Raw genomic sequence first — 11554 nt, forward strand, 5'->3', positions numbered from 1 at the left:
TTACTTCTGCGGTGTGGTGCCGTCGACCTTGGCGGCGGTGGGGGTGGGGCCGGAGACCGGTCCCGTGGGGATGGCGGTGCTGCCCGCCATGCCGGCGCCGAGCGTCCAGCCGTCCGCCTCGTCGACGAGGATGAAGGCTCCGGTCGCCCGGTGCTCCTTGTAGGAGTCGAGGGGCAGCGGGGTGGCCAGGGCGATCCTGACCCGCCCGATGTCGTTGAGGCCGAGCTGGGTGGCCGGCTCCCAGTGGGGCGCGCCGCCGGAGTCGAAGGCGAGGTCGAGGGCCCCGTCGACCGAGCGGACGATCCCCTTGGTCAGCGCGGTGCCGTGCTGGACCAGGACGCGGGCGCCGACCGTCAGGGTCCGCTCGGCCAGCCAGCAGACGGTGCCGGTGAGCTCGCGGACGGGGGCGGGCGGGGCGTCGGTGCCGGCGAGGACGTCGCCGCGCGAGACGTCGATGTCGGTGTCCAGCCGCAGCGTCACCGACTGGCCGGCGACGGCCTCCTGCAGCGGGCCGTCCGGGGTGTCGACGGCCACGACCCTCGCGTGCGAGCCGCGCGGCAGGACGACGACCTCCTCGCCGACGCGCACCCGGCCCGACTCCACCTTGCCGGCGTAGCCGCGGTAGTCGGCGTCGACGGCGGGCGCCGAGGCGGCCCACGGGGCCAGCGGCGCGCCCTGAGGCCGGATGACGTGCTGGACGGGGAAGCGCAGGTCGGCGCCGACGGCCCGCTTGGTGTCGTCGACGGTCTCCAGGTAGCCGAGCACCGTCGGGCCCTCGTACCAGGGCGTCCGCGACGAGCGGGTCACCACGTTGTCCCCCTCGGTGGCCGAGACGGGGATGCAGTGGCTGTCGATGACGCCCAGGCTGCGGGCCAGCACCGAGAAGTCGGTGGCGATCCGGGTGAAGACGTCCTGGGCGTAGTCGACGAGGTCGATCTTGTTGACCACGAGGACGACGTGCGGCACCCGCAGCAGCGAGGCCACGGCCAGGTGCCGGCGGGTCTGCTCGACGACGCCCTTGCGCGCGTCGACCAGCAGCACGATGACGTCGGCGGTCGAGGAGCCGGTGACGGTGTTGCGGGTGTACTGCACGTGCCCGGGGCAGTCGGCCAGGATGAACTTGCGCGCCGGGGTGTGGAAGTAGCGGTAGGCGACGTCGATGGTGATGCCCTGCTCGCGCTCGGCGCGCAGGCCGTCGGTCAGCAGGGCCAGGTCGGCCGTGGCCAGGCCCTTGCGCCGGCTGACCTGCTCGACGTGGTCGAGGGTGTCGGTGAGCACCGAGTTCGTGTCGAACAGCAGCCGCCCGACGAGGGTGGACTTGCCGTCGTCGACAGAGCCGGCGGTGGCCAGCCGCAGCAGCGTCCGCCGCTGGCCGGTGTCACCGCCCGTGGCGCGGGCCGGACCCGTCGTGGGGCCGGCGGTGGTCGTGGTGGGCATCAGAAGTACCCCTCTCGCTTGCGGTCCTCCATGGCGGCCTCGCTCATCCGGTCGTCGGCGCGGGTGGCGCCCCGCTCGGTGAGCTGGCTCAGCCCCACCTCGGTGATGACGTCGGCGACGGTGGTCGCCTCCGACAGCACGGCGGCGGTGCAGGACATGTCCCCGACGGTGCGGTAGCGCACCGAGCGGCGCTCGACGGCGTCGCCGTCGCGGGCCGGGGTGACCGGGGTCAGCGCGATCCACATCCCGTCGCGCTCGACGACCTCGCGCTCGTGCGCGTAGTAGATCGAGGGCAGGGCGATGCCCTCGGCCTCGATGTAGTCCCAGACGTCCAGCTCGGTCCAGTTGGACAGCGGGAACACCCGGACGTGCTCGCCGGGCAGGTGCCGGCCGTTGTAGAGCGACCAGAGCTCGGGCCGCTGGTTGCGCGGCTCCCACTGGCCGAACTCGTCGCGCATCGAGTAGACGCGCTCCTTGGCCCGGGCCCGCTCCTCGTCGCGCCGGCCGCCGCCGAAAACAGCATCGTGCTTGCCGCTGGTGATGGCGTCGAGCAGCGGGACGGTCTGCAGCGGGTTGCGCTGGCCGTCGGGGCGCTCGCGCAGCCGGCCGTCGTCGATGTAGTCCTGCACCGAGGCGACCCGCAGCGACGCCCCGTAGAACGTCGTCGCCTCGTCGCGGTACTGCAGCACCTCGGGGAAGTTGTGCCCGGTGTCGACGTGCAGCAGCGAGAAGGGGATCGGCGCGGGCCAGAAGGCCTTGGCCGCCAGGTGCAGCATGACCACCGAGTCCTTGCCGCCGGAGAACAGCATCACCGGCGCGCGGAAGGTGGCCGCGACCTCGCGGAAGATGTGGATCGACTCCGACTCCAGCGCCTGCAGCTCGGTCAGCGGCTGCACGCCCAGCGGGGTGCGGCGGGGGACCTCGGTGCTGGGGTTGGTGCCGGTCGGGTTCTGGGTCTGGGTCATGGCTGGTCCTCCCGGATCGCCGTCAGCAGCGCGGCGGCCAGCTCGACGGACGTGGCGAGGTCGACCTCGGCCGTGTCCAGCACGAGCTCGGCGCTGCGGGGTTCCTCGTAGGGGTCGTCGACGCCGGTCAGGCCGCTGATCTCGCCCTGGCGGGCCTTGGCGTAGAGGCCCTTGACGTCGCGGGACTCCGCCACCGCCAGCGAGGTCGAGACGAAGACCTCGGCGAAGGGCACGTCGGCCTCGGCGTGCGCCTGGCGGACGGCCTGCCGGGCGGCGGCGTAGGGGGCGATGACGGGCACGAGCACCGTCACGCCGTGGCCGGCCAGCAACCGGGCCACCCAGCCGATCCGGGTGACGTTGAGGTCGCGGTCGGCGCGGCTGAAGCCGAGCCCGGCGGAGAGGTGCGGGCGCACCTCGTCGCCGTCGAGCACCTGGACCCGGCGGCCCTCGGCGCGCAGCTGCTCGGCGAGGGCGTGCGCGATCGTCGACTTGCCGGCCGAGGGCAGGCCGGTGAACCACAGGGTGGCGCCGGCGGCGTCGGGGCGCGGACCCGCCGCCCGGGCGGTGGCCCGGGACGTGGACGGGGCGCTCACAGGTGGATCCCGCACTCGGTCTTGGCCCGGCCGGCCCAGCGGCCGCTGCGGAGGTCGCCGTCCGCGCTGGGCAGGGTGCAGGGCTCGCAACCGATGGAGGCGTAGCCGTCCTCCAGCAGCGGGTTGACCATCAGGCCGTTCCGCTCGATGTAGCCGGCCACGTCGGCGTCGGTCCAGGTGGCGATGGGCGCCACCTTGATGATGTGGCGGCGCGCGTCCCAGGAGACGACGGGCGTGTGCGCCCGGGCGGCGGAGTCGGCGCGGCGCAGGCCGGTGGCCCAGGCGGCGTAGGGCTCGAGGGCCCGGCCCAGCGGGGCGACCTTGCGCATCGCGCAGCAGCGGTCGGGGTCGGCGGCGAACAGGTCCTTGCCGTAGCGGGCGTCCTGCTCGGCCACGGTCAGCTCCGCGGTCACGTCGATGACGTTGACGTCGTGCACGGCGCGGACCGCGTCCCGGGTGCCGATGGTCTCCACGAAGTGGTAGCCGGTGTCGAGGAAGACGACGTCGACCCCCGGCGCCACCTGCTCGGCCAGGTGGACCATCACGGTGTCGGCCATCGAGGACGTCACGACGAGCCCGGAGCCGAACCGCTCGGCGGCCCAGCCCATGATCTCCAGGGCGCTCGCGCCCTCCAGCTCGGCGTTCGCGTGCAGGGCCAGGTCGGCCAGGTCGAGGGTGGTGCTCATCGCTCCTCCTGCGGTCCTCGTCGGCCCGGGACCAGGCCGAGGAACGAGACGGAGAACGCCCGCAGGCAGCTGCGGCATTCCCAGCCGCCCTCCTCGCGGGGGAACAGCGTCTCCTCGGCGCAGTACGGGCAGTACAGGACGGCCTGGCGCGAGCTGTGCGCCCCGCTCGCGGGGGCGCTCACACCAGCACCGCCTCGTCGGCGCGCGCCACCCACTGGGCGAAGCGCTCGCCGTCGGCCCGGTCGGCCACGAAGGCCCGGGCGACGCGCTCGACGTAGTCGGGCAGCTCGTCGGCGGTCACCTTGTGGCCGCGCAGCTTGCGGCCGAAGCCGGCGTCGAGGCCGAGCCCGCCGCCCAGGTGGACCTGGAAGCCCTCGACCTGCTCGCCGCCCGGCCCGGGGACCAGCTGGCCCTTGAGGCCGATGTCGGCGGTCTGGATGCGCGCGCAGGAGTTGGGGCAGCCGTTGAGGTGGACGGTGATGGGGGAGTCCAGCGCCCCCAGCCGGGCCTCCAGCTGGTCGACGACGGTGGCGGCGCGCGCCTTGGTCTCGACGATGGCCAGCTTGCAGAACTCGATGCCGGTGCAGGCCATCACCGAGCGGCGCCAGGCGTCGGGCCGGGCCGACCAGCCGAGCGCCTCGGTGGCCTGCGACAGCGACTCGACCTGGTCGGCCTCGACGTCGAGCACCAGCAGCTTCTGCATCGGCGTGGTGCGGACGCGGGTGGAGCCGTGCGCCTCGACGACGTCGGCCAGGCCGAGCAGGGCGGAGCCGCTGGTCCGGCCGGCCACAGCCGACAGCCCGACGAAGAACTTGCCGTCCTTCTGCTCGTTGACTCCGACGTGGTCCCCGGAGCGGGTGGGCACCGCCGGGGCGGGGCCGTCGACGAGGCGGCGGTGCAGGTACTCGTCCTCCATCACCTGGCGGAACTTCTCCACGCCCCAGTCGGCGACGAGGAACTTGATCCGGGCCCGGGTGCGCAGCCGCCGGTAGCCGTAGTCGCGGAAGACGGCGCAGACGGCCGCCCAGACCTCGGCGACCTCCTCGCCGGGCACCCACGCGCCGACGCGCTGGGCCAGCATCGGGTTGGTCGACAGGCCGCCGCCGACCCACAGGTCGTAGCCGGGGCCGTGCTCGGGGTGGACGACGCCGACGAAGGCGATGTCGTTGATCTCGGGGACGACGTCCTGCAGCGGGTGCCCGGTGATCGCGGTCTTGAACTTGCGGGGCAGGTTCGAGTACTGCGGGTCGCCGATGTAGCGCTCGACGATGTCGGCGATGGCCGGCGTCGGGTCGATGATCTCGTCGGCGGCGATGCCGGCGACGGGGGAGCCGAGGATGACGCGGGGGCAGTCGCCGCAGGCCTCGGTGGTGCTGAGCCCGACGGCCTCCAGCCGGCGCCAGATCTCCGGCACGTCCTCGACGCGGATCCAGTGCAGCTGCACGTTCTGCCGGTCGGTGACGTCGGCGGTGCCCCGGGCGAAGTCGACCGAGATCTGCCCTATGACGCGCAGCTGGTCGGTGGTCAGGGCGCCGCCGTCGATGCGGATGCGGAGCATGAAGAACTCGTCATCCAGCTCCGACGGGTCGAGGGTGGCCGTCTTGCCGCCGTCGATGCCGGGCTTGCGCTGGGTGTAGAGGCCGAACCAGCGGAAGCGGCCGCGCAGGTCGCCCGGGTCGATGGAGGCGAACCCGCCGTGGGCGTAGATGTTCTCGATCCGCGCCCGCACGTTGAGCGGGTTGTCGTCCTTCTTGGACTGCTCGTTGGCGTTCAGCGGCTCGCGGTAGCCCAGCGCCCACTGGCCCTCGCCCTTGGTGCGGCGGGGCTTGCCGGCCGGCCGGGCGGCGGTGGTGCGGGCGGGGGTCGCGGCCGCGGGGCGGTCAGCGGCGGGGCGCGGGCTGGCGGGGGTCTCGGTGCTCATCGTGTCCTCGATCGGTGGGCTGCACACGGGCCTGCGCGGCCGTCGGGGACGGGGTCGCGCGCGGGGGCATGCCGGGGGTTCAGCGGCAGGGCCGACGACACATCATCGACTCGGTCCGGCCGAGGTCGAGGTAGCGGCGCTCCGTCAGCCCCGAGGGCCGACCCGGGGCCTGGCGCGACGGCCGGGGCCGGGCGCACGGGTGGTCCGGAGCGATGCACACGTGCTCAGCCTCGGCGCTCGGTCGTCCACGATCAAATCCGATTCTCACTTCTTGAGAATCGTGTCCGCATGCTGGGACGCCAAGCGGGGACGACGGCGCGGGCGGAAGAAGCGGCGTCGCGCGGGACCGCCGGAGGCCTCCACCCGGGTCGGCGTGACGGGCTCGTCGGCCGGCTCGTCGTCCTCGCCCCAGACGTCCTCCGGAGCCGTCCGCGAAGCGCGGGAGGGGGCCTCGTCGACGGCCGGGTCCTCCGCCGACGCCGCTCCGGCGTCGTCCGGGTGCAGGCCCGAGAGCCGCGGCCAGACCTTGTCGACGGCGGCGTTGAAGGCGGCGCCGATCAGCACGGCGATGGAGATCAGGTAGAGCCAGACGAGCACCGCGATGGGGGCCGCGAGCGGTCCGTAGATCGACGTGGACCCGGTGCTGGCGCTGAGCGCGAGGCGGAGCAGGACGCTGCCGCCGATCCAGAACGACAGCGTCAGCACCGCGCCCGGGAGGTCGGCCCGCCAGCGGCTGCGCACCGGCACCGACAGGTGGTAGAGCGAGGTCAGGAAGCACACCGAGCCCAGCAGCACCACCGGCCAGTAGAGGTCGCCGAGCACCTCCAGGCTCGCGGGCAGCAGCCGGTCGACCACCCCGGGACCGGCGAGGACCAGGGGGACCAGCAGCGTGCCGACCAGCAGGAACACCACGTAGAGCGAGAAGGACAGCGCCCGGGTGCGGACGATGCCCCGGTGCCCGGCCAGTCCGTACATGATCGTGATCGTGTCGACGAAGACGTTGAGCGCCCGCGAGCCCGACCACAGCGCCAGCACGAAGCCGACGGAGATGACCTCGAAGCGCCCGCCCGAGAGCACGTCGTCGAGGGTGGGGGCGATGACGTCGGCCACCGCCTCCTCGGTGAGCACCCGGGAGGACAGGGCCAGCACCTGCTCCTGGAAGCCGGCGATGGTGCGGACGTCGAAGCGGCGGGCCACGTACCCGACCGCGCCGGCGAGGCCGAAGATCAGCGGCGGCAGCGACAGGATCGCGAAGAAGGCCGCCTCGGCCGCGAGGCCGGTGACGCGGTACCGCAGGCAGGCGCCGACGGTCTGGACCACGACCGACCAGACCTGCGACCGGCGGCGTCCGCGCGGGAGGGCGACCGCGGCGGCGCGGGTCCCGCCGCGCCTGGTCACCCGGTCAGCGTAGGCGACCGGGCGCCTCAGACCGGGACGACGCCGGGCCGGCCGAGCCGCCCGCGCCAGCGCCGGACCCCGACGGGTCCGCGGGCGGTGAAGGTGACCTCGTCGCCGACGAGGGCGAAGGTCTGGGCGGCCAGCTGCTCGGCGACCCGGAGCAGGGCGCCCGGCTCGAGCCGCAGCTCGTCGAGGTAGCGGTCGTCGACGGGTGGGAGGTCGGCGAGGGCGACCGGCCCGGAGGCGTCGCGGACCGGCGGCAGCCACGGCTGCCCGGTGAAGTCGATCATCTGCACGTCCTGGCCCGGCCGTCTGGGCCGGAGGTCAGCCCCCGAGGCTGGTCCTGGTCGCGACGCTGCCCCTCCACCGTAGGCAGCCCGACGGCGCCGGGCAAGCGGGTGACCCCTGCGCCGGCGAGCCGGTGACCGAGGGCCTGGGCCGTTGGTCCCGCCCCCGGTCCGCGGGACCTCCCCTCCCGCACGACGGCCTCCCCCCGCACGTTCGGCCCGGCGTGCGCCGGGGAGCCCGGGGTGCGGGGACCTCAGCGGTCGCCGGTGGTCACCGTGATCGCGGCGTTGAGCAGCGCCAGGTGGCTGAGCCCCTGCGGCAGGTTGCCCAGGAAGGCGCCCGTCCCGGCGTCCACCATCTCGGCGAGCAGGCCGACGTCGTTCGGCGCGCTCATCAGCTCCTCCATCAGCGCGCGAGCCTCCTCGCCACGACCCACCAGCTGCAGGGCCGAGACCATCCAGTAGGAGCAGGCGACGAACAGGCCCTCCTCCTCCGCGGCACCGGAGTAGCGGTAGAGGTGCGGGCCGTGGCCCAGCTCGCGGCGGAGCGCGTCGAGGGTGGAGGACATCCGCTCGCCGCGGTCGAAGCCGCTGATCGCGTGCAGCAGGATCGAGGCGTCGAGGCGGTCGCTGCCCGGGTACCAGAGGTAGGCGCCGCGCTCGTCGGACCAGGCGTTCTCGTCCACCCAGGTGCGGATCAGCGCGGCCTCGCTGCGCCAGCGGTCGGCCGAGCCGGGGACCTGCCCGACGTCGGCGAGGTCGGCGGCCTGCTGCAGCGCGTGCCAGCAGCCCAGCTTGGACGTCGTGTAGTGCTGCAGGTCGTGCAGCTCCCACATCCCCGAGTCGCGGCTGCGCCACAGGTCGCAGGCGCGGTCGGCGATGACGGCGAGCTGTCGGCCGGTGGCGTCGTCGAGGACGTTGCCGTGGTCGACGTACAGCTTGACGATGCTGAAGACGTCGCCGAAGACCCCGAGCTGCAGCTGGTCGCTGGCCGCGTTGCCGTCGACGACGGGCCCGATGCCGCGCCAGCCGGGCACGTCGAGGTGGCGCGGCTCGGTGTCGGGCAGGCCGCCGCTCAGCGTGTAGAACACCTGCGGCTCGTCGACGAAGCGCTGCATCGTGCGCAGCAGCCAGCTCATGGCGCTGTGGGTCTCCTCGCGGACGCCGAACCGGAACAGCGCCGTCAGCGAGTAGGCCATGTCGCGGATCCAGGCGTAGCGGTAGTCCCAGTTCTTCCCGCCGTCCGCCGACTCGGGCAGCGACGGGGTCGCGGCCGCGGCCAGCGCGCCCGTCGGGGCGTAGATCAGCTGCTTGAGGACCAGGGCGCTGCGCTCGACGGCGGGCGCCCAGGGCCCGTCCCAGCTGAAGGTGCCCGTCCAGCGCTGCCAGTTCGCCACCGTCCGGTCGACGCCCTCGTCGATGTCCGCCGGCGCCGGCAGGAAGAGGGCCTCGTCCTCGGTCGCCACCAGGCCCAGCAGGTGCCGGGAGCCGGGCGCGGTGGTGTAGCGGACGACGACGTCGCGGTCGCCGACCTCGACGCCGTCGTCGGCGAGGGTCCGCGGGGCCAGGGTGAGGCCGTCGAGCCGCAGGACCTGGCCGTGCACCGTCTCGTGCATCCAGGGGGCCGCGGTGTTGAGGCAGGTGCCGGGGACGATCCGGCCGGTCATCGCGACCGAGCCCTCCACGCCGTCGACGCGGCGCGCCAGCTCGGCCCAGGGCAGCCGGCCGGCCACGCCGGTGTTCAGCGAGTCGGTCACCCGGACGACGCCGCTCGCCGTCCGGAACGTCGTCTCCAGCACGTTGGTGCCCTCGACGTAGCGGCGGCTGGCGGTGAACTCCTCGTCCGGGCAGAGCGCCACGTGGCCGCCGTTGTCGGCGTCCAGCAGGGCGCCGAAGGCGACGGCGCTGTGCAGGTCGGGCAGCGGCAGCCAGTCGATCCGGCCGTCGCGGGCGACGAGGCCGATGGTCCGGCCGTCGCCGATCGTCGCGTAGGTCCGCAGGTCGGCGTAGCCCTGCGCGTCGCGCTCGTCGACCGGGGCCTCGACGGGCTCGCCGCCCTGCCAGGTGAGCCGGCCGGTGCCGACCTGCAGGGCGGGCGTGGAGGAGGGTGCGTGGTCCATGGTGCCCCCGACCCTACGGACCCGCTCCCACCCGGGCGGGCTGTGGTCAGCGGCGTGCCGGGTCTTGACGGCGGCCCCGGCGGCGGTGGCAGCCTGGCCCCATGGACACCCCGCCCGAGGCCGGGCCGAAGCTGCGCCAGGTCGTGCTGGACACCGAGGACGCCCGCGGCCTCGCCGAGTTCTACCGCCGGCTGCTGGGCCTGGCCTACAGGCCGGGCGACGAGCCGCCGCCGCCCGGGCAGCCCGACGAGCGCGGTCGGGACTGGCTGGTGCTGCGCGACGGCGACGGAGAGGGCGTCGGGCTGGCCTTCCAGCAGGTCGAGCGCGCCCCGCGTCCGACGTGGCCGGGGACCGGCCAGGCGCAGATGCTGCACCTCGACACGACGGTCGGCTCGGCCGAGGAGCTCCGCCGCCAGCACGACCGGGCGCTGGAGCTCGGCGCGACGGTGCTGCACGACCGGTTCGACGACCCGGAGGAGCCGCTCTACGTCTTCGCCGACCCGGCCGGGCACCCGTTCTGCATCTTCGTGGCCTGAGCGCACGAGCGCCGGCCCGTCGGGGTGACGGACCGGCGCTCGGAGGTGGGGAGCGGGCTCAGCGCAGGGCGAGCTTCACCTTGATCGAGTCGCCGGTGAGGTCACCGGTGGAGGTGAAGGAGTACAGCCCGAGCGGCGGGCCGTCGAAGGTGGCGCGCCGGCCGTCGACGGTGCCCTCGGCCTTGAAGTTGTACTTCGGGTAGAAGGTGCCCTCGACCACGGACGGGTCCTGGTAGTCCAAGGTGACCCGGGCGTTCTTGAACGGGTCGTTGGTCAGCGACCAACGGACGGTCTTCTCGTCGACCTTCTGGTTGTCCCGGGCCCGGAGCCGGTTGGGGCAGCCGGACGGGGCGAGCTTGCGCTGGTCGAGGCATTTGTCAAGGGCGGCCTCGGTGCTCTTGAGGAAGGCCGCCTTGGCGTCCTTGGTCAGCGTGGGCGTGAGCCGCGGCGAGGTGTAGTCCGAGGGGCCGGTGAGCGTCAGGGTGGCCTTGTCGCCGTAGCTCACCCACTTCGAGGACGTGGTGAAGGCGTAGGTGCCGGGCAGCAGGGTGACCTTGTCCTGCTCCACCGCGACGCCGTTGATGAGCAGGGGCAGGGTCTCGTCGCGCTGGTAGCTGAGGTCGAACTCGTTGACGCCGCGGGTGATCTTCCAGGCCCCGCCCGTCTCGCTGACGGAGAACTCCTCGACGACCGGCTGCTTGCCGAGGGTGTAGCGGGCCGTCACGCGGGAGACGTACTCGTCGGTGACCTCGGGCACGTCGATCGCCGTCAGCGGGGCCTTCTTGGCCGACGCCTCGAGCACGGGCTTCGTCATGAAGGTGGTGTCGGCCGGCGGGGTGCGGAGGAAGCCGATGGCCGCCTCGCCGTCGCTGGCCGCCACGGCCTCGAGGTAGCCGCGGACGACGTCAGAGGGCTTGGCGGCGGCGGCCGGCTCCGAGGTGCTGCCGCCGGGGCCGGTCGCCACGTCGTCGTCGTCGCCGCCGGTGAGGGCGGCGACCGTGATGCCGCCGACGAGGAGCAGGAACGCCACGCCGGCGCCGATGAGGATGAGCGGCAGCCGGGACTTCTTGCCGCCGCCGCTCCCGGTCGCGCCGGGCCCGTACGGCGAGCCGTAGGGGCCGCCGGGGCCACCGGGGCCGGTGGGTCCACCCGGACCGCCGGGGCCGGGGCCGTAGGGGGCGCCGGGGATCGCGTTGTAGGTGGCCGGTCCGCCGCCGTAGGGCTGGCCGGGGCCGGGCTGCCCGGGTCCGGGCTGACCCTGGGGGCCCGGGCCGTAGGGCTGGCCAGGGCTGGCGGGGGGCTGCTGGCCGTAGGGGTTCGGGGGGCCCGGCTGCGGTCCGGGACCCGACGCGGGGCCGGGTCCGGTGGCGGGGTCGGGCTGGAACTGCGGGCCGCGCGGCTCGGGCTGCGCGTCGGGGCGCTCGGCGTCGGTCACGGTTCTCCTCGGGTGGCTCAGGGCGGGCGGGCTCGGTCGCAGACCCTAGCCGCCCCCGAGGTCAGCAGGGCCGCGAACGGTGCTTCTTGACCAATCCGTGGCCAAGAGCGGTGGCTTTCCCCAGCCGACCGCCGTCGGCGACGCGCGCAGGGCTCCGGGGGTGGCGTCGCGGGCGG

At 74.2% G+C, this 11554-nt stretch carries 11 protein-coding genes; 1 reads left to right on the forward strand and 10 read right to left on the reverse strand.

The genetic code is table 11. The annotated features are described in order from the left end of the window. The 9 genes from JOF54_RS19800 to JOF54_RS19840 all read right to left on the reverse strand — a co-directional run bounded on the left by JOF54_RS19800 (position 1) and on the right by JOF54_RS19840 (position 9407). Complete coding sequence (locus tag JOF54_RS19800; RefSeq protein WP_210059077.1) at positions 1–1437, reverse strand: sulfate adenylyltransferase subunit 1; 1437 nt, start codon at positions 1435–1437, stop codon at positions 1–3. Then, positions 1437–2402, reverse strand: coding sequence for a sulfate adenylyltransferase subunit CysD (gene cysD / locus JOF54_RS19805; RefSeq protein ID WP_210059079.1), 966 nt, complete (start codon positions 2400–2402; stop codon positions 1437–1439). The genes JOF54_RS19800 and cysD overlap by 1 nt, the downstream gene beginning before the upstream one ends. After that, positions 2399–2995 carry an adenylyl-sulfate kinase gene (cysC, locus tag JOF54_RS19810; RefSeq protein ID WP_210059081.1) on the reverse strand — a complete coding sequence of 199 codons (597 nt, stop codon included), beginning with the start codon at positions 2993–2995 and terminating at the stop codon, positions 2399–2401. Before cysC ends, cysD begins: the two co-directional genes overlap by 4 nt. Further along, positions 2992–3681, reverse strand: coding sequence for a phosphoadenylyl-sulfate reductase (locus JOF54_RS19815; RefSeq protein WP_210059083.1), 690 nt, complete (start codon positions 3679–3681; stop codon positions 2992–2994). Before JOF54_RS19815 ends, cysC begins: the two co-directional genes overlap by 4 nt. Further along, complete coding sequence (locus JOF54_RS19820) at positions 3678–3863, reverse strand: hypothetical protein (RefSeq protein ID WP_210059765.1); 186 nt, start codon at positions 3861–3863, stop codon at positions 3678–3680. The genes JOF54_RS19815 and JOF54_RS19820 overlap by 4 nt, the downstream gene beginning before the upstream one ends. Continuing rightward, a complete protein-coding gene (locus JOF54_RS19825) occupies positions 3860–5602 on the reverse strand; it encodes a nitrite/sulfite reductase (RefSeq protein WP_210059085.1) in 1743 nt (580 codons plus the stop codon). Before JOF54_RS19825 ends, JOF54_RS19820 begins: the two co-directional genes overlap by 4 nt. Before the next feature lie 264 nt (positions 5603–5866). After that, positions 5867–7000: a YihY/virulence factor BrkB family protein gene (locus tag JOF54_RS19830; RefSeq protein ID WP_307804417.1), complete on the reverse strand. Its 1134-nt coding sequence runs from the start codon at positions 6998–7000 to the stop codon at positions 5867–5869. Between the two features lie 26 nt (positions 7001–7026). Then, positions 7027–7290, reverse strand: coding sequence for a hypothetical protein (locus JOF54_RS19835; protein ID WP_210059087.1), 264 nt, complete (start codon positions 7288–7290; stop codon positions 7027–7029). A 251-nt stretch (positions 7291–7541) separates the two neighbouring features. Then, a complete protein-coding gene (locus tag JOF54_RS19840) occupies positions 7542–9407 on the reverse strand; it encodes a glycoside hydrolase family 15 protein (protein ID WP_210059089.1) in 1866 nt (621 codons plus the stop codon). A gap of 101 nt (positions 9408–9508) precedes the next feature. On the opposite strand from JOF54_RS19840, the gene JOF54_RS19845 reads away from it, so the two are divergent. Next, entirely contained in the window at positions 9509–9943 is a 435-nt protein-coding gene (locus JOF54_RS19845) for a VOC family protein (protein WP_210059091.1), read from the forward strand. Positions 9944–10001: 58 nt separating this feature from the next. Here JOF54_RS19845 and JOF54_RS19850 read toward each other — a convergent pair whose 3' ends face one another. Further along, positions 10002–11378: a flagellar basal body-associated FliL family protein gene (locus JOF54_RS19850; protein ID WP_210059093.1), complete on the reverse strand. Its 1377-nt coding sequence runs from the start codon at positions 11376–11378 to the stop codon at positions 10002–10004. Positions 11379–11554 lie beyond the last annotated feature (176 nt).

Source organism: Microlunatus capsulatus (assembly GCF_017876495.1).
GTDB classification, from domain to species: Bacteria; Actinomycetota; Actinomycetes; order Propionibacteriales; family Propionibacteriaceae; genus Microlunatus; species Microlunatus capsulatus.

Excerpts from the sequence above, each read along its gene's own strand:
- JOF54_RS19800 (WP_210059077.1), bottom strand. The coding sequence starts at position 1,437 with ATGCCCACCACGACCACCGCCGGCCCCACGACGGGTCCGGCCCGCGCC.
- cysD (WP_210059079.1), bottom strand. The coding sequence starts at position 2,402 with ATGACCCAGACCCAGAACCCGACCGGCACCAACCCCAGCACCGAGGTC.
- JOF54_RS19815 (WP_210059083.1), bottom strand. The coding sequence starts at position 3,681 with ATGAGCACCACCCTCGACCTGGCCGACCTGGCCCTGCACGCGAACGCC.
- JOF54_RS19825 (WP_210059085.1), bottom strand. The coding sequence starts at position 5,602 with ATGAGCACCGAGACCCCCGCCAGCCCGCGCCCCGCCGCTGACCGCCCC.
- JOF54_RS19835 (WP_210059087.1), bottom strand. The coding sequence starts at position 7,290 with ATGATCGACTTCACCGGGCAGCCGTGGCTGCCGCCGGTCCGCGACGCC.
- JOF54_RS19840 (WP_210059089.1), bottom strand. The coding sequence starts at position 9,407 with ATGGACCACGCACCCTCCTCCACGCCCGCCCTGCAGGTCGGCACCGGC.
- JOF54_RS19845 (WP_210059091.1), top strand. The coding sequence starts at position 9,509 with ATGGACACCCCGCCCGAGGCCGGGCCGAAGCTGCGCCAGGTCGTGCTG.